Raw genomic sequence first — 22,369 nt, 5'->3', positions numbered from 1 at the left:
CGCGGCTCAACGCGCGATTGCGACCCGGTTGCGGCCTTCGGACTTGGCGGCGTAGAGCGCCTTGTCGGCACGCGAGAGCAGGCCATCGAGATTGCGGTCATTGGTGCGGTATTCCGCGACCCCGGACGACACTGTGAATCCGAGCGGCGTGTCACTGCAGGGCAGGGGGATTTCGAGCCCGCCCACGCCCCGCCGGAACTGCTCTGCCACACGCTCTGCCGCCTCGATTTCGAAACCGGGCAGAAGAATCAGGAATTCCTCGCCCCCGACCCGCGCGAAGAGCGCCGAATCCGCCCCAGACAGGGTCGGCACGAAATGCTGGGCGTGCCTTGTGATTTCCCGAAGCGCGATATCGCCGACCGCATGGCCGTAATTGTCATTGATGGCCTTGAAGTGGTCGATATCGGTGAGAATGACGCTGAGGGGCACCGAATTCTTGCCGTCGTCGCCGATATAGAGTTCGGCCTCGTAAAAGACGTGGCGGCGATTGTAGGCCCCGGTCAGTTCGTCGGTGATGGTGAGCTTGCGCAGCGAGTTCTCCGCGCGCTTCTGATCGGTAATGTCCTGGAAAAGCACCTGGATGACCGGTGTGCCCTCCCAGGGCAATTTGCCCGCGATGATCTTGACGAGCCGCTCTTTGCCGTCTTGCCCGCGAATAACGCTCTCATGCTCGCAGGTTTCGCCTTCGCCCAGAAAGGCCGCCCGGAATTCGGACGAGGTCTTGTCGACTTCCCCGTCACGCACGAAATCCATCAGGTGCTGGCCGAACAACCCCGATTTGGTCACCGCCAGCAGCCGACACGCTTCGCGATTGGCGTACAAAATGCCCTGTTCGGTGTGAAACAGCAGCCCGATCGGCATCACATCGAGCATCGACCCGAGCTTGTCCTCGGTATCGACGAGCGATTTCTGCGTGAGGATCGCCGTGCTTATTCCGCTGGCGTCCTCGTCAAAAAAGTCAAAATTGTCCATCGGCATCCCTCCGATGGCGGGCAATCTATGCCTAGCTTCTTTCCAAGGCCTTAAGTCGAACAGGGACAGGAGGCGAAATATTTGACGTCAAAGTTAAATTCCAATTTCACGCGGTGGTTGACCCGGCGGCTAAGCTCTGGCCACCATGCCGTCCGATACGAATTCATGACCTCACGAACCGAGCCGAGGAGACCGCTGCCATGATGATCTCAAGGGGGATCCCGAACGGGATCTGGCCGGCCCTGACCCTTGCCGCCGCCCTCACCGCGGCATCGGGCGCGGCACCTGCTTTCGCCGATGAGATGGCCATCCGCTGTGCTGAAGAGGCGCTTTCTGCCCTCGATTTCGATCCCGGCGCCGTCGACGGTGTTTTCGATGCGGCGACCGAGAATGCCATCAAGGCCTATCTCGATGATGGACATGAGAACCTCGCCTTCCATGACGTCAACGCGGATGTCGCCGATGCCTGGTGCCTCTATTTCGTCACCGAGCACGATCTGAAGGACATCGAGCCGGCCTATGTGGCCGAACTGACGGAAAAAGCGCGTGTGCATGTGAAGATCGATATGCCGCTCGAAGCCGCCTTTACCCTGTTCTTCCGTCATGGCGAGGACGTGCCGGTGGTGCCTGACGATACCCGGGTCGAAGAGGTTGAACTCAAGGGGCTGACCGTGCGTAAGGCCTCGGTCCCCTACAAGCGGGTCAAGACGACCGACAATTTCTGCGTCTACCTGGTCGAGGGCTGGGTGGTGCGCGGACCGGACGGCAAGGGCTATTCGGCGAGTTGCCAGCCTTTCGAGCCTGAATTGTGGGCCAGCGACGCCGGCACAAATTATTATGGCCTGAATGTCGAAAAAGGCACTGCCGACCCGTAGGGTAATTGCGCTGGGCCGGGTGGTTCGGTCAAGCGATTTTAACAGCATTGTCAGTTGGTTAGACCGGCGGATTGAATCTCATCATCCGCCGGTTGTTTTGTGTGATCCGGCCTGTGGAAACATGGCCGTACCCACCGAAAAGTGGATACGACTCTCATTCAAGTAACTTGACAAGAGGATCAAGCCTGTTGAATTCTCGCTCCTGCCGGTCTTACCGCACGGGGCCGGTGCGATGGAGTCCAGATACCGGAAACAGGGTCCGGCGGACCAGGCCATCGCCCAACCAGGGGGGAGAAAGCTCCATGAAAACAAATCGTCGTAATTTCCTTGCCGGCGCGACAGCCGTCGGCGCCGGCTCGATGGTCATGCCAGGCCTCACTTTCGGGAAGGCCTTTGCTCAGGAGACCGGCACGCTGGTCTTTGCCGCAGCGGGCACCGTGACCTCGAGCTGGGACCCCACGTCCCATACCGTAGCTCCGCAGATCACCGCGGAAGGCCTGGTCTTCGGTCACCTCACCAACTGCCCGATGAAGCCGGAAAACCCGGGCGAAATCCTGCCTGACCTGGCGCTGGAATGGAGCGTGATCGACACCTACACGCTCGAATACAAGCTCCGCGAAGGCGTCACCTTCCACAATGGCGAGCCTTTCACCGCCGCCGATGTGAAGGCAACGATGGAATATGCCTGCCAGCCCGACCGCCCGGCCTCGGCCTGGTATCCGGGACAGGTGGAAGTCGAGGTAATCGACGACTACACCGTTCACCTCAAGACCGAGAAGTTCGGTTATCCGGCGCTCAACTTCTGGTACGTCGTTGCCTTCCTGCCGATCCTGTCGGCCAAGGACGTCGCCGACCCCGAAGCCCTCAAACGCCGCCCCAACGGCACTGGTCCCTTCCGCTACGAAGAGACCAATGGCGACCAGATCACCTTCAAGGCCTTTGAGGGTTATTATGGCGGCAAGCCCGAAATCGAGGCCGTGGTCTGGGCCTATGTGCCGGACGCCAACACCCGCGTCCTCGGCCTGCTCAACGGCCAGTATCACCTGACCGAGCGCCTTGAGCCCGAGCAGTATCAGTCGCTCTCCGGCGAAGCGGGCATCGTCACCGACCGGTCGCTGTCCTCGGAAAACAAATATCTGCATTTCCGCTGCAACAAGCCGCCTTTCGACGATGAACGGGTCCGCCGCGCCGTGGTTCACGCCATCGACCGCGAACAGGTTCTGGCGGTGGTCGGCGAAGCCGGTCAGGCTTCGGATTGCCACATCTCACCGGTCAAATTCGGCTATACCGATGTCGAGAATTACCCCAAATACGATCCCGCGCTGACCCAGCAATTGCTGGCCGAAGCGGGCTATCCCAACGGGCAGGGCCTGCCGGAGATCGAATACATTACCTCTGTCGGCTTCTACCCCAAGACCCGCGAATATGGCGAGCTGATCACAGCCATGCTGCAGGAGCAGGGTTTCCCGGTGACGCTCACGACCCTCGAACCCGCCGCCTGGGAAGAACGGCTTTACCGCCGCGCCGACGGGCAGGGCCCGGGCCACATCATCGATGTGGGCTGGATTACCGGCTCGCCCGAGCCCGATCTCGTCTTGCGCCCGAACTACCATTCGGATTTCGCTCTCATCAACGGGATCGCGGACGATGAAATCGACGCCGCCCTCGACAAAGAGCGCAACGCGTCTTCGACCGATGAGCGCCTAAAAGTGTTGCAGGAAGAAACCCTGCCGCTCCTGGCTGCCAAGGTGCCCTCTATCTCTCTGTTCTCCTCGGTGTTCCTGCGCGCCATGTCGAAGAATCTCGAAGGGGTCTATTTCTATCCCAACGGGCCGATCGACCTCTCCAAGGCACGCCTCACCTGATTGAACTTGCTGATGGGGGATGGCTCGCCCTGTGCCATCCCCCATTCGCTTCGCGCGCCGGACCGGCCTCGTGTCCGTTCCGGCCGCGTTTAGGGGACTAATTCTCGATGGCATTCGCGATTGAATTTTTTCTGCGGCGCATCAGCCAGGGCCTCGTCATCGTCCTGCTCGTCGCATTCGTGATTTTCACTCTCTTGCGCATCGTGCCCGGTGATCCGATGCGGATCATTCTCGGCCCGATGGCGTCCCAGACCACGCTTGAGGAAACGGCGAAGGAGTTGGGTCTTCGCGACCCGATGCTGATCCAGTTCGGCCGTTTTGTCGGCGAGGTGGCGACCGGCGACCTCGGACGCTCCTATATCCGAGGCGTGCAGGGCGGCAGCACCGGCGGCTCCCAGGACGCAGATGGTTTCGACCCCGAAAGCCGCGCTTCGGTGGCCGGGCTGATCGCCAATGCGCTCCCTTATTCGCTGATGCTCGCGGGGCTCGGCATTGCCTTCGCGCTGCTTGTCGCGGTGCCGATTGGCATCGCTGCAGGTCTCAATGCGGGCAGATGGCCGGACAAGATCGGGCTGTATACAAGCTCACTGTTCGTTTCCCTGCCCAATATCTGGGTCGGGGTGGTGCTGATATTCCTTTTGTCCGCCAAGACAGGCTGGTTACCGGCCATCGGCTATCGCGGGTTCGAATACACCATCATTCCCGCCATCGTTCTCGCCGTCGAGCTTTCACCGGTGATGATCCGGGCAATCTCGGTGTCGGTCGCCCAGAATCTTGGCGAAACCTTTTATTCCGTGGGTCTGGTGCGCGGGATCTCCCGCCGCGACATGATCGGCAAGCATGTGTTGCGCAATGCCGCCGTGCCGCTGATGAACCTGTTCGGCGCCCAGATGATCGGCATGCTCCTGGGGGGCCTGTTCGTCGTTGAATACATCTTCTCCTATCCGGGCATCGGCATGCTGACCATCAATGCGGTGTTCCAGCGCGACTTCCCGATCATCCAGGCCGTGGCGATCCTTGCGTCCGCAGCCCTGGTCATCATCAACATGCTGGTGGATTTCGCTTCGACGCTGATCGACCGCCGGCTGAAGTTTTAGGGGGCGGCCATGAGCAATCCATCCGTCGAAGTGGCAACCCAGCCCAATCTCGCTCCCGCCAAACGTGGCGCCGGCGTGACCCGCCGCATGCTCAAGCGGGCATGGGGCTTCACCGAGATGAAGGTCGCCGCGGTGGTCTTCGCCACGATGATGTTCCTGACGATCTTTGGGCCCTACATCATCGACGCCTCGGCCACCCAGATGAACGTCTCGGCGCGCTTTCTGCCGCCGATCTTCATGGAAGGCGGGCAGTACCCGCATTTCCTCGGCACCGATCAGCTCGGACGCGATCTGCTGCTGCGCTCGCTGATCGGTCTTCGCAACGCCTTCGCTATTGGTCTCGTCTCGGTCATCGGCATGTTCGTTCTCGGCTGCGCCATCGGCATTTATGCCGGCTATCGGGGCGGCTGGGTCGATGTGGTTCTGATGCGCTTGACCGATGTGCAGATGTCGATCCCGGTGATCATTCTCGCGATCACCATTCTGGGACTGTCGCGCCCGTCACCGCTCACGATCATCCTTGTCCTGATCCTTGCCAGCTGGCCAACCTATGCCCGGGTCTCGCGTTCGGTCGCCTTGGCTGAACGGGAAAAGGAATATGTCCGCGCGGCCCGCATTCTGGGGGCGAGCGATCTCAGGATCATGATCAGGCACATCGCGCCGTCCATCCTGCCGCCGATCGCCTTTGTCGCTGTGCTCGACATTGCCCGCATGATGATCTTCGAAGCGATTTTCGGCTTTATCGGCATCGGCATTCAGCCGCCGACGCCAACCTTCGGCACCATCATCTCTTCGGGCACCCAGTACCTGCTGAACGCATGGTGGATCACGGTCGCGCCCGGTGTGCTGCTGGCGCTTGCACTCGGCAGCCTCAATCTCATGGGCGGCGTACTCGAACGCGCCCGCAATCAAGTCTTGCAGGGGGGCGAATGATGGGACAGCCAGCTCTAGAAACCGCGGCTGAAACGTCGCCGGTCATGAAGGTCGAGAACCTGTCGGTCGGTGTGACCGGCAGGGCAGGGATCAAGCCGATCCTTGCGGATATCAGCTTCGAGGTCGCCCCGCAGTCCGTACTCGGGATTATCGGGGAAAGTGGCTCGGGCAAGACCGTGCTGTCACGTGCCTTGGTGAACTGGATTTCACCGCCGCTGACCATCACCGGAGGGGCGGTCCATTACGGCGGCCGTGATCTGCTCAAACTTCCCCAGCGCGAGGTGAACGCGCTGCGGGGCCGCGAACTTGCCTATATCGGGGCCAACCCAACGTCGGCGCTCGATCCGACCATTCCGGTCGGTCACCAGATCCTTGAAAAGCTCAAGGCGGTGTCGCCCGGCATGGACGAAGCGACAGCCAGGGAGCGGGTGATCGATACCCTTGATGCGGTGCGCATCCCGTCTTCCAAGCAGCGTTTCGACGAGTACCCGTTTCAGTTCTCGGGCGGCATGATGCAACGCGCGCTGATCGTGGATGCTCTGGTCTCCGACCCCAAGCTGCTGATCGCGGACAACATCACCCAGCCGCTCGATGTGACCGTGGCGGCTCAGATCCTGAGGCTTTTGCGCGACCTGCAGCAGGATTTCGATACGTCGATTGTCTTCATTTCCTCCGCGCTCGGCATTGTTGCCGATATCGCAGATGACGTGCTGGTGCTCGAGAACGGTTCGATTGTCGAGCATCAGCCCGTCAGCGCCCTTCTGAGGGCGCCGGAACACGACTATACCCGCGAGCTGATCGCCAAGGTGCCGCGGATCTGGCAGGGCGCGGAAACGCCCCCCGCGCCATCGACCGGAGATATCGTGCTGGAGGTCACCGACGTTGCCCGCACCTACAAGGTGCGGGACCGCAATCGGCTGTTCGCCCACAAGCTGGTCCGGGCGGTGCGCGGTGTCAGCTTCGAGGTCCGCAAGGGCGAGAATTTCGGCATCATCGGGGAATCCGGCTGCGGGAAATCAACGCTTTCACGCCTGTTGAGCTGCCTTGAGGCGCCTGACGCCGGTCACATTCGCTTTGAGGGCACCGATATCGCCACCCTCAAGGGTAAACCGCTTCTTGAGCTCAGGCGCAGGTTTCAGCTGCTCTTGCAGGATCCCTACAACGCTATTGCCGCCCATATGTCGATCGGGCGCACCATTGCCGAACCCTTGTTGATCCATGGATTGGCCAGCGGTAGGGCACTCCGCGAGAAGGTCGAGGCGGCCATGAGTGAAGTCGGGCTTTCGACAGAGCTCTATGACCAGCTCCCCGTGGGATTGAGTGCCGGACAACGCCAGCGGGTGAATATCGCCCGCGCCCTGGTTCTCGAACCCGAATTGCTGATCCTCGACGAGACGCTGAGTTCGCTGGACCAGGTCGAACAGGCCAAGCTCCTGGAACTGTTCGAGGCGATACAGAAACGCCGGGGGATCACCTATATCTATATCTCCCACGACCTCGCCATGGTCCGGCGCGTCTGCGCTCGAATCGCGGTGATGTATCTGGGGCGGGTCGTCGAACTTTCCGACAATGAGCCCATGTTTGCCGAGGCCGCGCACCCCTACACAAGGGCATTGCTCAGTGCGGTGCCCACCGTAGAGGACAAACCCTACGCCACCTCGGACTATCTGCTGGAGGGCGAGCCACCAGATCCCATTGATATCCCCGCGGGTTGCAGTTTCCGGACCCGTTGTCCCTTCGCCTTTGATCGTTGCAAGACCGAGGATCCACGCCTCGGCGCCGACGACGGCGCAGGTCACGCCGCAGCATGTCATCTGGCGATCGGGGAGATGCCGAAGCCACATGCCAACACCGCGGGCGGGCCTGATGAACGCTGACGCAGAAAGGCAGGGTGACGAGGCCGGGACGGTGCAGTTCTTTGCCGAACGACAGGGCAAATATGTGGACTGGCGCCATCACCTGCATCGCAACCCCGAAATCGGCTTCGAGGAACACGATACCGCGCGCTTCATAGTGGAGCGACTGACGGATATGGGCCTTGTGCCGGTTACCGGCCTCGCCGGTACCGGTGTCGTTGCCACGATCAAAGGCCAGGGCCAGGGACCTGTCATCGGCCTGCGCGCGGATATGGATGCCCTGCCGATCGTCGAGCAGGCCGATCATGACCACTTGTCCCAACGTCCCGGAGTCACCCATGCCTGCGGGCATGACGGACACATGACCATGCTTCTGGCTGCGGCCGAATATCTGTCTGAGACCAGAGACTTCCCCGGAGAAGTCCACGTAATTTTCCAGCCTGCCGAAGAGGCCAAGGGCGGCGCGAAACAAATGGTCGCAGAAGGGCTCTTCGACCGGTTTCCCTGCGAGGCGGTGTTCGGTCTGCACAACTGGCCGGGGCTTGACCTCGGCACCTTTGCAGTCAAGCCCGGCGCGGTCATGGCGGCGATGGACCTGTTTTCGATCACGATCACCGGCACTGGCGCTCACGCGGCGCTTCCCCATGAGGGGACGGACACGATTGTTGCGTCGGGAAACCTGATCGGTGCGATCCAGTCGATCGCCAGCCGCTCGGTCAATGCGCTCGATCCTGTCGTGATCTCGCTGACGCAGGTCCATGGTGGCGATGCACTCAACGCACTGCCCGGCAAGGTCACGTTGAAGGGTACAGTCCGGGCGCTGTCCGAAGGCGCGCGAGCGCTGGTCCGCAGGCGGTTGGAAGAGGTCATTTCGGGAACCGCCTCGGCCCACGAAGTAAAGGCCTCGCTCGATTTCGATCCGCTTTACCCGGTCACGATGAACGATGCCGCCGCCGCGCGGCTGTCTGCCGATGTGGCCGGTGACCTTTGGGGCAGCGGCAATGTCATCACGGACTATCAGCCTTCCATGGCATCGGAGGACTTCGCCTTCATGCTCGGGGTCAAGCAAGGCAGCTATGCGTGGATCGGCAACGGTCGCGAGACGCCGCTGCATAACCCTTCATTCGACTTCAACGACGATTTGATCCCGCTCGGCGCGCGCTACTGGGTGGCGCTGGCACAGAATTATGCCGGTCTGACCGGCAACAACCCATGACCGGGAAGCACCCAACCGCACGGAGGAACTGACATGAGACTTGAAGGCAAAAGAGCGCTACTGATCGGCGCTGCCACGGGCATAGGCCAGGCCGTGGGCGAGGATTTCGCCCGCAACGGCGCCAAGCTGGCGATTGCCGATATCAATGAGACGGGCGTCAACGAATTGGTGCGCGAACTCGATGATCGGGGTGCAACCTGTTTCGGCTATGGCTGCGACGTGCGGAATGAGAAATCCGTCGCGGATGTTGTCGCCGCGGCCGAACGCGATATGGGTGGTCTCGATACGCTCGTGTATTTTGCCGGGCTGATGCGCACCGCGCCGGTGACGGAAATCGAGGCCGATGTCTGGGACGCGATCTTCGCGGTCAATGCGCGCGGCACCATGTTTGCCGCCAAATACGGCGCTCCTGCGCTGAGGCGCGCCGGTGGCGGCAGCTTCATCACCACATCCTCCCTTGCCGGGCTGCGCGGTGCCCCGGGTATGACCGCCTACGCTTCGGCCAAAGGGGCGGTGCTTGCCTTCACCACAGCGCTGGCGCAGGAACTGGCCCCGGACAACATCCGGGTCAACTCCGTGTTGCCGGGCTGGATCGATACCCCGTTCAACACACCTGCCATCGAATTCATGGGCGGGGAGGCGACGCATGGCGAAATCGTCAAGAAGCTGGTGCCGCTTGGCCGTCAGGGCGTGCCCGAGGAAGTCGCGCCGATGTACACCTTTCTTGCATCAGAGGAATCCCGCTATATCACTGCCAAACAAATGATGGTCGATGGCGGCATGGCGCACTGAGTTGCGCTCCGCTTTGGGCGGTGAAATGATCGCGTAGCCAATAAAGGTACGGTGAGGCCGCCGGGCGCTGAGACAGCGTTCGGCAAACGGCCCCGGAAGCAGCATGGACGAGCAGGCAGTGGATTCCGTCGAGGAACTGGACAGAATAAGCGTTGAAGAGAGCGAGGATCTCGTCGAATCGCGGCGGCGCCTCGGAGTGAAGCTGCGGCTGGCCCGCCAGACCAAGGGGCTGACCCTCAAGGAGTTGGCAAAACGCAGCCAGTGTTCAGAGAGCCTGTTGTCCAAGGCCGAGAATGGCCGGGCCCTGCCGTCCCTGCCGCTGATCCATCGTCTTGTCCGCGTGCTCGAGACCAATATTTCCTGGCTTTTCGAGGAAACCGAACCCGAGGATACGCCGGTCTATCGCTCGGGCGACCGTCCCCTGATCACGCTCGACAATCACCCCGGCGATTGGGCCGGTGTGTCGGTCGAGCGCATCATACCCTATAAGGGCGGGCACCTGCTGCAATCGAGCATCCACCACATCGATGTCGGGGCACAGAGCGGGGATTCGATCACCCATGAGGGCGAGGAAACCGGCTATGTGCTACGCGGCGAGATCGAACTGATCCTCGATGGTGAAGTGCATGCTCTCAAGGCCGGCGATGCCTTTTGCTTCCGCTCGCACATCCCCCACTCCTACCGCAATATCGGCGACGAGCCGGCCAGCGTTCTGTGGACCTGCACGCCACCGACGTTCTGATTGACCGTCTTCCGGGATGATTTCCCCTGAAGTGCTCTCCGGCGCTTGCCTCTTGGCACCCGGCGACGAAGAAGGCTCCGAGACGTCCGATCGGCATGGACGAGGCGCTGATCATCGGACCCGCAACACCTGAATTGGCGGAATATAGCCGCTGAAAACGGCAGCGGCCTTGAACTGAAAGCGGGCAGGTGGCCATGATGCGGCGGGCGCGGAATCACCCGGTTCGCCCGGCATGAGGACCGTTACCGCCGCCGCCTATGCTTCTGGTCGCTTCCTATAATATCCGCAAATCCGTGGGCACGGACTGGCGCCGGCATCCGCGCCGCGTGCTCGATGTGATCGCCGAGATCGGCGCCGATGTCGTGGCGCTGCAGGAAGTCGATCGCCGTTTCGGCAGCCGCGAAAGCTCGATCCCGCCTGATGTGATTCATAATGAGACAGGCTATACGCCGATGTCCTTCGGACCGCTCGAGCGTTCGCTTGGCTGGCATGGCAACACGATTCTCGTGCGTGACGGGACCGAGATCATCGACCAGCGCGAACTCCATCTGCCGGCCTTTGAACCGCGTGGTGCCGTTTTGGCCGATATTCGCCATGGCGAGGAAAAGGTGAGGGTGATCGGCATGCATCTGGGGCTGATCGGCTTCTGGCGCAAACGCCAGTCCCAGGCATTGCTCGATCAGCTCGAGGAGCTCGAACATGCCTTGCCAACGGTGATGATGGGCGATCTCAATGAATGGAGCACGGAGAAAGGGTGCCTCGCCAACTTCTCCCGCGATCACCATGTCGCGCACCCCGGTCCCAGCTATCACTCGCACTGGCCGGTGTTGTCCTATGACCGGATCATCACGACGCCCGATATCGAGGTCGTGGAATCAGGCGTCCACCAGTCGGACAAGGCCCGCGAAGCGTCGGATCACCTGCCTGTCTGGGCAAAACTGAAGATCACACCGCCAGCCTGACCGTCCTACCCGCGCCCGATATAGGGCATCATCGAGGGGGTGAGCGTCACAAAAGGGATATTGGTGTCCAGCGGCAGCCCGGCGATATGCAGCACGGTGTTGACTGCATGCTGCATGCCGAACACCGGTTCCTGCTCGCGCGTGCCATCGGCCTGCAGGGCATTGTCGAGCCAGGCCCGACCCATATCCGTGCGCACATTGCCCATATCGATCTGGCTGCACACGATATTATAGAACCGTCCATCCATCATGATCGCCTTGGTCAGGCCGGTCATGGCGTGCTTGGAGGTGGTGAGCGGCGCCTGCAGCGGACGGGGGGAGTGGGCATCGACGGCGCCATTGTTGATGATGCGTCCGCCTTGCGGGTCCTGCTCCCGCATCGCCTTGAACACCTCCTGCGCCATATAGAAGGTGCCGTTGACATTGGTGCCGATGGTCGCACGCCATTCGAGCGGGTCGATATCGCCGAAGGTCATCTCCGGGGGGGTCCGGGCCGCATTATTGACCAGAATATCGATCCGACCGAACACTGCCTGGGTCTCGGCGACCAGCGCTTTCACCGCGCTGTGGTCCGCGATATCGCAGCGCATGGTGGTGATGTCATAGCCGCCGGTCAGTTCCACTGTTTCCGCCAGCCGCTCGCGCCGCCGCCCGCACGCCATGACCTTGTAGCCCGCCCGGGCCATGCCGATCGCGATGGCGCGGCCGATCCCGCTGGTGGCGCCGGTGACAATGGCAACCCTGCCTCTTTCCATGCCCTGGTCCTCGTCCTCTTAACCAAATGGCAGCCCGCCCCATCCCCCGATGGGCGGGCTTTCCGGTCTTAACACTGTGGTAATCCTGACCACAGCGGATTAAGCGTTTCGGGCGATTTTGGCCTGATCCTTTAACGCTTTATCAACAAATATGGCGCCGCTGGCGGCAATCCTGTGTTCATTCTGCAACAGGTAGGGTGCAACCCGTCCCGGATACCGGTTTACCCGCACATCTTAAGTTGCACCACACCCCCCGTTCGGTAAGTTTGCTCCTGCGAATCCATGCATGGAATCGTTTGTCGTTCGCAGATGCGGCGTCAAACACACACCAACAAGTGTGGTCGCATCTCGACAAACGTCGGGACAAATCTTGAAAGAGGGGCGTGCTTCCCAGTGAGGCGAGACCCTGAGGGCAAGAGGCGGAACCCGGCAAACTACGATCGACTGATTTGGAGGTCAGTAATTATGAAACTCAAGAGCCTGCTCGTAGGTTCGGTTGCCGCGGTTGGCCTTTCGGCCGGCACCGCAATGGCCGCCGATGCCAACATGAGCATCGACGACTTTTCGCTCGACTTCTGCGACTCGAAGATGATGACCGGCATCACCATCAGCAGCACTGGTTCCAACCAGAACTGCATGCTGATCTCGGGTGACGTCACCTACACCCTCGAGTGGAACCTGTCGGGCACCAGCGACGGCACCAACTCGGAACAGTACGACGACACCGATGATGACGGCCAGTTCGACGAGCTGATCAACGCTGAAGACGCTCCCTTCGTCCAGAAGAGCCTGGCCGAGTGGAACCTCGACTTCGACGTTCGCGGTGATTCCGATTTCGGTACCACCCGCGCATTCATCTCGCTGACCGGTTCGCATGGCGGTGAAGCCGTTTACGGCACCGACGCTGACTTCCCGGGTCTGCCTGCTGACATGTACTACTGGGACGAGTCGGACGACACCGTCACTTTCGACGAAGCCTGGGTTTCGTTCGGTGACACCACTGTTGTTGCTGCCGGCCTCAAGGGCTCGGTTGCCAAGTTCAGCGATCTTGGTGGCATCGACAACGAAGACATCAATGGCACCGACCTGACCATGTACACTGGCGGTCACGTCATTCAGCTGACCCACGACTTCGGCAACGGCCTGTCGGTCTCCAAGGGCCTCGAAAACATCGACGGCGCTGGCGCGACCCCCGGCACTGCTGGTGGCGTTGGCGTCATTGCTTATGACAATGGCGACGGCTTCTCCGGTCACCTGACCGTTCTGTACCACGGCTGGGACACCTTCAACTTCGTTTGGGACGGCTTCAACGCAGCCGTTGCATTCTCGGTTGACCAGTTCGCCTTCGACATGGCTGTGGCTGGCGACGGCTCCGACTACATCTGGGCCGGCCAGGTTGCCGCAACCTTTGACGCCTTCGACCTGACCTTCGGTGGCATCACCAGCACCTGGGACGACACCGAAGTGTTCTTCGAACTCGGCTTCCAGGCCACTGACACCGTCAAGGTTACCGCTCGTGCCGATTACAACATCGACACCTCGGACGCTGGCTTCTCCGGTACCGTCGAAGCGATGCTCTCGGACTACTTCACTCTGAACCTGTCCGCTGGCACCGAGTACAACGGCGACCCGGCTTACGCCGAAGCTGGTCTGACCTTCGACGTGTCTGACGACACCTCGGTTTCGAAGACCATCCGCTACGAAAGCGACGGCGACATCGTCGGCACCTTCTCCATGTCCAAGTCCTTCTAATCGGACTGACAATGGTTCTGGAAAGGCCCCGCTTCGGCGGGGCCTTTTCTTTTGTGCGGTCGCGTGATGAGAGTGCCGGGGGATCCTGTTAAGAGGGAACTCTCAAGACGCCTCACGGCTTTTCATTTCCTTGAGAACCGCCAAAAAGCTCTGGAAATCAATATTCAACCCACTAAGGTGTGGTGAACCGGCCGGGCGGTGAGATCGCCGGGCCGTTGGTTGCGTTTCCGGCTGCCAGCCTGGGAATGCGACATAGAGGCATGGGGCAGTCGGCGGCTGCCCGTCCAGAACGAAATTCAGATTCGCGAGGGAGCGGCGCGACATGGGCTTTTTCTCCACGGCTAGACCGGCACGCTGGATCATTCCGGGGGTTCTTACCGTTGCAGCGGTGACGCTCGGCTCGGTCTATCTGACCGAAGGACGTATGGAAGCCGACATCGATCTGCGCGGCGATTATGCTCTTGCAGATGCCGGGCTCGATTGGGCGAAACTGGCGATCGATGGCCGCGACGGCACGCTTTCGGGCCTGTCGACCAGCGCCGAACAGATTGGTCGTGCCGAATCCATCGTTTCCGGTCTCTATGGCCTGCGTTCTCTGGACAATCAGGCTACCCTGGCTCCCACGGTCACGCCCTATCCCTTCATGGCCCGCAAGGCCGAAGGCGCGATTACCTTGACCGGCGGGATTCCCGATGAACGCGCCCGTGACGAGCTTCTCGGCATTGCACCAACCGCAGACGATCAGCTCGAATTGCTTTCGGGGTATCCCGACCGCGACAGCTGGGTTGAAGCGGCGAGCTTCGCTTTGTCTCAGCTCGGTTCCCTTGAAGAGGGGGAGGTCGCGCTGGATGGTCTCGACTTTTCACTTGCCGGCCGCGCCGCCGATCGCATGGCGTTCAACGGTCTCAATGACACGCTGGCGGGCCAACTGCCGGGCGATCTGACCCGCGGCACGGTTGCGCTCGAGCCGCCATTGGTATCGCCCTATGTCTTCAACGCTGCATTCAATGACAGCGCAGTATCGCTGGATGGCAATGTGCCCAGCGCCGATGCCGAGGACCGCATCACCGGTGCGATCCCCGACAGTTTTGAAGTCAATTCGACCTTGGTGCTGAGTTCCGGCGCACCTGAGGGCTTTGTCGAGTCAGCCGTAGCGCTGATCGGTCAGCTGATTCATCTTGAGAATGGTGCTGTCGAAATCATTGATAACAATGCAAAAATCACCGGACAGCCAGCGGATGAAGACGTTGCACAATCCGTGACTGCCGCCGTGACGGCGCTCGAAAGCTCGATCGTGGATATCGCGCTTGATCCGGTCGAGCCGGTGGAAACGCCATCTATCGTTGATCTCGAGGACACGCAATCAGGTTCGGCTGACGATGTGGCCGAAACCATACCGGCCGAAGAACAGCCGGTCGTTGAAGAGTCCGCTGAAGAATCTGCGGTTGAAGACGAGGCCGCCACCGAGGAACAGGCCGTTGAAGCGACCATGGAGGCGGAAGCCGAGCCCATGGTCGAGGCCGCTCCTGAACCCTTCACATGGTCGGCCCAGGGCGGTGGGCTTGACGCCACACTGTCCGAGGAAATTGCGGTCGCCGCAGAGGCTGATAATGCACCGGCCGATTTCGCCATCATCGCCGGGCACGGCCTTGCGGCCCTCACCAATGTCGAAACCGGATCAGTCCGGTTCGACGGTACGGTCTGGTCGTTTGCCGGTCGCGCTGCCGATGACGCAGGCCGCGAAGCCGCGCTGGCGGCATTGGCCGCCGACCCGCAGCCCGAATATGGCTGGGTGGCGCAGGTCACGGCCCCGGCGCCTGAGCCCGAGCCGGTGGTGGAAGAACCCGCCGAAGAACCTGTCGTCGAGGAAGAACCTGTCGTCGAGGAGGAACCCGCGGTTGAAGCGCCCATCGAGGCGGAAGCCGAGCCCATGGTCGAGGCCGCGCCGGAACCCTTTACATGGTCGGCCCAGGGCGGCGGGCTTGATGCCACGCTGTCCGAGGAGATTGCGGTCGCTGCTGAAGCGGATAATGCACCAGCGGACTTCGCCATCATTGCCGGGCACGGTCTTGCAGCTCTAGCAAATGTGGAAACCGGTACGATCCGATTTGATGGGACGGTCTGGTCGTTTGCCGGCCGCGCTGCCGATGACGCAGGCCGCGAGGCCGCGCTGGCGGCGCTCGCCGCAGATCCGCAGCCCGAATATGGCTGGGTGGCGCAGGTGACGGCCCCGGCGCCTGACCCCGAGCCGGTGGTGGAAGAACCCGCCGAAGAACCTGTCGTCGAGGAAGAACCTGTCGTCGAGGAAGAGCCGGCGGAAGCCGAGCCCATGGTCGAGGCTGCGCCCGAACCCTTTACATGGTCGGCCCAGGGTGGCGGGCTGGACGCCACGCTATCCGAGGAGATTGCGGTCGCTGCTGAAGCGGATAATGCACCAGTGGACTTCGCCATCATCGCCGGGCACGGCCTTGCGGCCCTCACCAATGTCGAAACCGGCTCAGTCCGGTTCGACGGTACGGTCTGGTCTTTTGCCGGCCGCGCTGCCGATGACGCAGGCCGCGAAGCCGCGCTGGCGGCGCTCGCCGCAGATCCGCAGCCCGAATATGGCTGGGTGGTGCAGGTGACGGCCCCGGCGCCTGAACCGGAGCCGGTGGTTGAAAAACCTGCACAAGAACCTGTTGTCGAGGAAGAGCCTGCCGAGGAACCCGTCGCTGAGGAAGAACCGGTCGTGGACGAACTGGTTGAAGAGCCGGAAGTCTCCAAAGCGGAACCCGTGGTCGTTCCCTATCGCTGGCGGGCGGAGCGCGGTGAGGGCGGTTCCATTCGCCTGTCGGGTAATGTGCCCAACGGCGCTATCCGCGATATCCTGCGTGCCACTGCGGGCGCCGGTGTCGTCGATCTGACCACGGTGCGTGGCGGTGAGCCGGAGAACTTCCTCAATATGGCCGGCATCGGCCTTGGGGTCCTGGCTGACCTGGATGGGGGACGCCTGAGCTATGCCGATGGCGGATGGTCGCTCGAAGGCGAGGCGCCCTCAATGAGCGCCAAGGCCGATATCGAGGCGCGGCTGGCCAGCGCCCCGCAGCCGCTCGATCTCAATCTGACTACGCCCCCGCCGATTGATGTGTGCCGGGCCCAGGTTGCGGATTTCTCGGCCATCAACACCATCCTGTTCCCTTCGGGCAGTATTGAAGTCGACGAGGATTCCTTGCCGGCGCTCGAAAAGCTGGCGGGTTATCTCGATGAATGCCCTGAAGCAGAAGTGCATGTGGAAGGGCACACAGACTCGGTGGGCGATGCCGAATTCAACCTGACACTGTCGCTTTCGAGGGCCGAAAATGTCGTCGATCATCTGATCGAACTTGGTGTCGACCGCAGCCGGCTCTATGCCATCGGCTATGGCGAAACCCTGCCCATCGCCTCCAACGACACCAATGACGGCCGTAGCCGCAACCGGCGCATCGTCTTCACGGTGAAACCGGCTGGGGGTGAGTGATGCGGTCCGTCAGAAGGGAGACCCGCTAATGGATGCCATCGGTTTTCTGATTTCGCATTACGCGATCTATTTGCTGATCGCACTCGCCATCGGCATCGTCACCGGCTGGCTGAGCTATCAGCCGCCCGCAGCGGACAAGAAGTGAGACGGAGCGCAACGCGATGAATACCGCCCATGTGATCGAGATCGCGCTGCTGGTTCTCGCCGCCTTTCTGCTGGGCTGCATAATCGGCTATCTGCTGCGCCGCATCTTCGCGCCCGGCAGACCCGCCACTCAAGCCGATGAGCAGAGCGCGACCACCCGGCGCTCGGAGGTGATCACCAGCGCGGCCACTGGCGCCGCGAGTGCCGCCGGGCTCTCCGGCATCACGGAAACGCCGCGCGATCCGGGCAATGACGAAGACGATGCGGAGACCGATTCCCCCGCTGTCGAGGACAAGGCCGCGGCCACCGGCGATACCCAGGATCCGTCTGCGGTTGCGGACGGAGGCGACGCGAAAAAGGACGCCAAAGCGGAAGCTGAGGGCGGTGAGGCACCCAAACCCGCCGATCTCGATGCTGCAGCCGAGGCTGACGCCCGTGCCGGCGCCGGGGCCCGCCCCAAGGGGCTGTCCGAACCGCGTGGCGGCAACAAGGATGACCTCAAGCAGATCAAGGGCATCGGTCCCAAGATCGAGGATACGCTCAACGGGCTTGGTATCTTCCATTTCGATCAGGTCGCGGTCTGGGACCGCAAGACGATCGATTGGGTCGACAGCTATCTGTCCTTCAAGGGCCGCATCGACCGCGAGGAGTGGGTGAGCCAGGCAAAAGAACTGTCCGACAGCTGACCGGTTCTCCGCCGGCTCACAGCGCGTCGCGCATGGTCTTGCTGACCGTGCTGACAAACCCCGCCACGGCACCCGAATGTTCGGGCTTGTTGAAAAGGGCAGGAGTGCCCTGGTTCTCGATTTCGATGACCACCGCGTCGGGCCGTGCTTCGGCCATTTCGGCGAAGGTTTCGGCGCTCAACAGGTCGGTGAGACCGCTGCGCATCAGCATTAGCGGGGCATGGCCCAGGGCCTGGAACATCTCCCATCGGGCATCGAGCCGGTCGTCGAATGCCAGCTCATCCAGAGGCGCCAGCAGTCGCTCGTCATAGCGCGGGCGCACGCGTCCACGCCGGTCGGTCTCGTGGGTGCGCCAGACCATGAGGTTGACCGCAGTTTCCTCAAGACCCGGATACCGGCCGGCAAGCAGCCTGGAATAGGCGTGTTCGAAACTGTCGGCACGTTTGAGCCCATTGAGATGCTTCTGATTATCCCTGAGGCGCACCAGGCCGCCGGCGGCCAATACCGGACCGCTGTCGTTGAGGATGGCGCCGGCAATCATGCCGGGCTGGGCCACTGCGGCGGCCATGATTACCTGCCCGCCATGTCCCTGGCCGAGCCAGACAGCCTTGTGCACGCCGAATGAGCGCAACACAGCCATTACATCGCGGGCGTCGCGCAGCGTCGAGTATTCGGTGCCGCGCAGTTCCCGTGACGAGGAGCCACGCCCGATCAGATCAAGGGTGATCACCGGCCAGTCCGGCCCCAATTGCTGGCCGAGCCCGCTGACCAGATCGGTGAAGTCCCGTTGATTGCGGTGAAGACCGGCCAGGCAGACAAGCGGCAGACGGTCCGGGTCCGAAAAATTGCCGGTCAACCGACCTGCAATCACCCGTCGCGCATCGCCTACGGTGATGCGAAATGCGCCCGGGTCATCGGCAGTGTCGGAGGTCATTGGCGGCTTTCCCATCGCCGCGTCATACAGCAAAGCCGCATCGGCTCAAATCGCTCGCTGCCGTAGCCTAGTTCGGGATGCGGTGCAGATAGGAACTGATGCGCAGCTTCTCGTCACCCATACGGGCACGATAAACCTGATAGTTGCCCAGAACCTTCTGAACATAGTGGCGCGTCTCGGTGAACGGGATCTGTTCGATCCAGTCGACCACATCAACGCTCGAGGAGCGCGGGTCGCCATTGGCGCGAAGCCATTTGTTCACATTGCCAGCACCGGCATTATAGGCCGCCGCCGCTAGTACCAGTGAACCATCATAGCGGTCCAACTGTTGGGCGAGATAGGTCGACCCAAGCAACGCATTGTAGGCGGGGTCGCTGGTGAGCCGGGAAGCTGAATAGCCAAGCCCCAGCTTGCCCGCGGTTTCCCGTGCCGTGGCCGGCATCAGCTGCATCAGCCCGCGCGCACCGGCATGGCTGATGGCATCGCGGTCGAAGTGACTTTCCTGCCGCGCGACTGCATAGACCGCAGCACGGTCGATGTCGGCGATCTTGTAATGGGTCGGCAGGCCATCCTTGGGGAAGGCGAAAAGGTCAAGCGCAGAGCCCCGCCCGTCCGCGATGTCTGCAATCAGGATGGCGAGGTTATGCGCCTCGAAATCCTGTGCCAGGCGGGCCGCCAGCAGCAATTCGCCGCCATCGGTGAGTTGATAGGCGGTGTGACGCAGCAGCGGCTCAGCGAACGCGCCATGCTTGTTGGCGATGAACAGCCTTACGGCCTGAACGGTCTCGCGCGCCTCGAAGGCGACCTCGCGGTGCTGCCAATCGGGCAGGGGGCGCAGGCCCACTTCGCCCATGCCGAGCTTTTCGCGCGCCAGCTGGCCGTAATAGACCTGCCCGAACTGCGCCGCTTTCGAATAGGCCTCGCGCGCCGCGCTCGAATTCCCCGCCGCCTCGTAGGCGCGGCCGAGCCAGTAGTTCGACTGGGTGATCGAGGTCGGCAGGGTGGAAAGGCTCGCCTGCTTGCGGAAATGGGTGACCGCGGTGTTCGGGTCCTTGAGGAATTGCAATGCAATCCAGCCGGCATGGAAGTTCGCGTCGACCACGCGGCCCTCGGGCCCATCCGTGTAACCCGCAGCCGCCTTGTAGGCCGTACGCGCGTCGCCGGCAGCAAGCAGTTTGCGGGCAATGTCCCGGCGCTCATACCACCACAATTCGGATTCGGGCAGGGCGCCAGATGCGCTGTTGAGCCGGTCGACGGCCTGGGTCAGAAGGCCGTTGTCCCGAGCCCATTGCGCGCGCGCAAACCAAAGCAGAGGATGATCGCGATAGGCGGGATCGACGCGGTCGATCAACGCCGCTGCATTGCTCGCCTTGCGTGAAACGGCAATGCGCGCCACCGCCAGGCTCTGCTGAGCGGGGCTGAGATACTGCATGATCCGCTCGGTGCCTGTGGCACGGTCGTGCATCAACAACATGACCGCACGCTGCCAGTGGTCCTCGCGGGTCAGGCGGCCACCAAACATGCCGAGAATCACATTCTCAAGTTCGGGATCCAACTTGTTGTTCGTCCAGATGTATTGAACGATCCGCATCCCACGGTCGACCTGCCCGGTCTTCACATAGGAGGCCGCCAGGGCAATCTGGCCCTCGACGGTGTTGGGCATCTCCCCGCCAAGCAGCGAGATGACCTCGTTGGCGCCGGGATTGCCCTTGATGAGCGCCTGTTCGAGTCGGGTCCTGTAAAGCGAGGCAGAGGCGAAATGCGGGGCATCTTCGGCGAACCGGGCCACCGATTGATAGTCGACTTCGCCCTTGCCGAAATAGATCGCCGCCCACTGTATGGCCCGGCGTTCGACCGGATGCTGCAGCCCGCGCGCCATGGCATAGGCTTCGGCATATTTGCCGTCTTCCAGCAGGTTGGCGGCCTTGCGGAACCCGATCGAGCCATTGGCTTCAAGCGGCTGAATGCTGCTCTGACTGACCGAATTGGTGATCAGGCTGGCAATAGGGTCTTTGGCGATGCCTGCACCCGTGCCTGCCGCGATCAGCATCGCGGCGACGGTGGCGGTTCGGGCGAGCCGCGCAAGCGGCGCTCTCGAGAAACTGCGAAACATGATCCGGCCTGTTGGTCCGACGCGTTACAACCTGTCCAACAAGGTGCCCCCGCACCCTTGAGGCTCGGTGACGCATGGTGCGCCTTCAAGGTGAACAAACCGTTGAGACGCTTGCCAGTTCGATGGATTTAGGCCACCAAACGGGCTTCTTGTCGCCACCGGGACTTGCCATTATGGTGCACAACTCAAGCCAAACCATGGTGTCGCCATGGCCGCACCGGGGCACGCCCGGGGCGTGAATGGGGCCACGGTTCCATTGACGCAGGAATAGAAGGAATACTGCATGTTCAGCGGGTCGATTACCGCACTGATCACCCCGTTCCGTGACGGGGCGGTCGATAAGGAAGCTTTTGTCCGTCTCCTCGAATGGCAGATTGCCGAAGGGACCCACGGTGTCGTGCCGGCCGGGACCACCGGTGAATCGCCGACCCTGACCCATGAGGAGCACCGCGACCTCATCAAACTGTGTGTCGAGGTGGTAGACAAACGCATCCCGGTGATTGCCGGTGCTGGCTCGAACTCGACCGCTGAAGCCATCGATTTCATCAAGCACGCCGAATCCGTTGGCGCGGATGCGGTGCTTTCGGTCACCGGCTACTACAACAAGCCCAATGCCGCCGGTCTCGTCGCCCATTACGAGGCGATCGGCAAGGCCAGCACCATGCCGGTGTTTCTCTATAATATTCCGCCGCGCACCGTGATCGACATCTCGGTCGAGACCATGGCCGCGATCCGCAAGGCCAACCCCAACGTGATTGGCGTCAAGGACGCGACCGCGGACATTTCCCGCGTGTCGGCGACCCGGCGTGTGGTGGGCGAAGACTTCATCCAGCTCTCGGGCGAGGACATCACCGCCCTCGGCTTCAATGCCCATGGCGGCCTTGGCTGCATCTCGGTCTCTGCGAATGTGGCGCCGAAGCTGTGTTCCCAGTTCCAGGAAGCGACCCTCAAGGGCGATTACAAGACCGCCCTTGCGCTTCAGGACAAGCTGTCCGCGCTTCACAAGGCCCTGTTCATCGAGCCCAACCCGGCCGGCGTCAAATATGTCGCCTCCCGGCTCGGCATTTGCGCCGAAGACCTTCGCCTTCCGCTCGTGCCCGTATCACCCGCGACCCGGGCGGTCATTGACGAAGCGCTCGAAATCGCGGGCCTCGTTTAGGCCGGCGTCATGGCCAAGAA

17 protein-coding genes are annotated in these 22,369 nt (G+C 61.9%); 13 read left to right on the top strand and 4 right to left on the bottom strand.

All coding sequences use genetic code 11. The features are described from left to right. Positions 1–6 precede the first annotated feature (6 nt). Positions 7–972 (bottom strand): sensor domain-containing diguanylate cyclase, encoded by a 966-nt coding sequence (locus G489_RS21560; RefSeq protein WP_051332246.1) that lies wholly within the window; start codon positions 970–972, stop codon positions 7–9. A 200-nt stretch (positions 973–1,172) separates the two neighbouring features. Here G489_RS21560 and G489_RS0102990 point away from each other — a divergent pair, with 200 nt between their 5' ends. The 9 genes from G489_RS0102990 (at position 1,173) to G489_RS0102950 (ending at position 11,310) form a co-directional block, all read left to right on the top strand. Then, positions 1,173–1,847, top strand: coding sequence for a peptidoglycan-binding domain-containing protein (locus G489_RS0102990; RefSeq protein ID WP_029040264.1), 675 nt, complete (start codon positions 1,173–1,175; stop codon positions 1,845–1,847). Between the two features lie 302 nt (positions 1,848–2,149). After that, complete coding sequence (locus G489_RS0102985) at positions 2,150–3,712, top strand: ABC transporter substrate-binding protein (RefSeq protein WP_029040263.1); 1,563 nt, start codon at positions 2,150–2,152, stop codon at positions 3,710–3,712. Between the two features lie 107 nt (positions 3,713–3,819). Further along, positions 3,820–4,809, top strand: a complete 990-nt coding sequence (locus tag G489_RS0102980; protein ID WP_029040262.1) for an ABC transporter permease — start codon at positions 3,820–3,822, stop codon at positions 4,807–4,809. 9 nt (positions 4,810–4,818) lie between these two features. Continuing rightward, complete coding sequence (locus G489_RS0102975) at positions 4,819–5,742, top strand: ABC transporter permease (RefSeq protein WP_029040261.1); 924 nt, start codon at positions 4,819–4,821, stop codon at positions 5,740–5,742. Continuing rightward, on the top strand, positions 5,739–7,619 hold the full coding sequence (locus G489_RS18855) for a dipeptide ABC transporter ATP-binding protein (protein WP_245578797.1): 1,881 nt from the start codon (positions 5,739–5,741) through the stop codon (positions 7,617–7,619). Before G489_RS0102975 ends, G489_RS18855 begins: the two co-directional genes overlap by 4 nt. After that, positions 7,609–8,814, top strand: coding sequence for a M20 aminoacylase family protein (locus tag G489_RS0102965; protein WP_051332244.1), 1,206 nt, complete (start codon positions 7,609–7,611; stop codon positions 8,812–8,814). Before G489_RS18855 ends, G489_RS0102965 begins: the two co-directional genes overlap by 11 nt. Before the next feature lie 33 nt (positions 8,815–8,847). Beyond that, complete coding sequence (locus G489_RS0102960; RefSeq protein ID WP_035871215.1) at positions 8,848–9,606, top strand: SDR family NAD(P)-dependent oxidoreductase; 759 nt, start codon at positions 8,848–8,850, stop codon at positions 9,604–9,606. Between the two features lie 103 nt (positions 9,607–9,709). Next, on the top strand, positions 9,710–10,348 hold the full coding sequence (locus G489_RS0102955) for a cupin domain-containing protein (protein WP_155889293.1): 639 nt from the start codon (positions 9,710–9,712) through the stop codon (positions 10,346–10,348). A 257-nt stretch (positions 10,349–10,605) separates the two neighbouring features. Continuing rightward, on the top strand, positions 10,606–11,310 hold the full coding sequence (locus G489_RS0102950) for an endonuclease/exonuclease/phosphatase family protein (RefSeq protein WP_029040257.1): 705 nt from the start codon (positions 10,606–10,608) through the stop codon (positions 11,308–11,310). Between the two features lie 5 nt (positions 11,311–11,315). On the opposite strand, the gene G489_RS0102945 is transcribed toward G489_RS0102950, so the two are convergent. Continuing rightward, positions 11,316–12,065 carry an SDR family oxidoreductase gene (locus G489_RS0102945; RefSeq protein WP_029040256.1) on the bottom strand — a complete coding sequence of 250 codons (750 nt, stop codon included), beginning with the start codon at positions 12,063–12,065 and terminating at the stop codon, positions 11,316–11,318. Positions 12,066–12,530: 465 nt separating this feature from the next. Here G489_RS0102945 and G489_RS0102940 point away from each other — a divergent pair, with 465 nt between their 5' ends. The 3 genes from G489_RS0102940 to G489_RS18850 all read left to right on the top strand — a co-directional run bounded on the left by G489_RS0102940 (position 12,531) and on the right by G489_RS18850 (position 18,143). Further along, entirely contained in the window at positions 12,531–13,817 is a 1,287-nt protein-coding gene (locus G489_RS0102940; RefSeq protein ID WP_029040255.1) for a hypothetical protein, read from the top strand. 322 nt (positions 13,818–14,139) lie between these two features. Next, positions 14,140–17,313 (top strand): OmpA family protein, encoded by a 3,174-nt coding sequence (locus G489_RS0102935; protein ID WP_029040254.1) that lies wholly within the window; start codon positions 14,140–14,142, stop codon positions 17,311–17,313. A gap of 161 nt (positions 17,314–17,474) precedes the next feature. Continuing rightward, a complete protein-coding gene (locus tag G489_RS18850; RefSeq protein WP_029040253.1) occupies positions 17,475–18,143 on the top strand; it encodes a hypothetical protein in 669 nt (222 codons plus the stop codon). A gap of 16 nt (positions 18,144–18,159) precedes the next feature. Here the strand turns inward: G489_RS18850 and G489_RS0102920 are convergent, their stop codons facing one another. Together G489_RS0102920 and G489_RS18845 are read right to left on the bottom strand one after the other, a co-directional pair. Beyond that, positions 18,160–19,077 carry an alpha/beta hydrolase gene (locus G489_RS0102920; protein WP_029040252.1) on the bottom strand — a complete coding sequence of 306 codons (918 nt, stop codon included), beginning with the start codon at positions 19,075–19,077 and terminating at the stop codon, positions 18,160–18,162. A 67-nt stretch (positions 19,078–19,144) separates the two neighbouring features. Further along, entirely contained in the window at positions 19,145–21,190 is a 2,046-nt protein-coding gene (locus G489_RS18845; protein WP_051332243.1) for a lytic transglycosylase domain-containing protein, read from the bottom strand. A 283-nt stretch (positions 21,191–21,473) separates the two neighbouring features. On the opposite strand from G489_RS18845, the gene dapA reads away from it, so the two are divergent. Continuing rightward, positions 21,474–22,349, top strand: coding sequence for a 4-hydroxy-tetrahydrodipicolinate synthase (gene dapA / locus G489_RS0102910; protein ID WP_029040251.1), 876 nt, complete (start codon positions 21,474–21,476; stop codon positions 22,347–22,349). The last annotated feature ends 20 nt before the right edge of the window (positions 22,350–22,369 follow it).

The organism is Cucumibacter marinus DSM 18995, from assembly GCF_000429865.1.
Lineage (GTDB): Bacteria > Pseudomonadota > Alphaproteobacteria > Rhizobiales > Devosiaceae > Cucumibacter > Cucumibacter marinus.
This window is presented reverse-complemented; position numbering and strand designations above follow the sequence as displayed.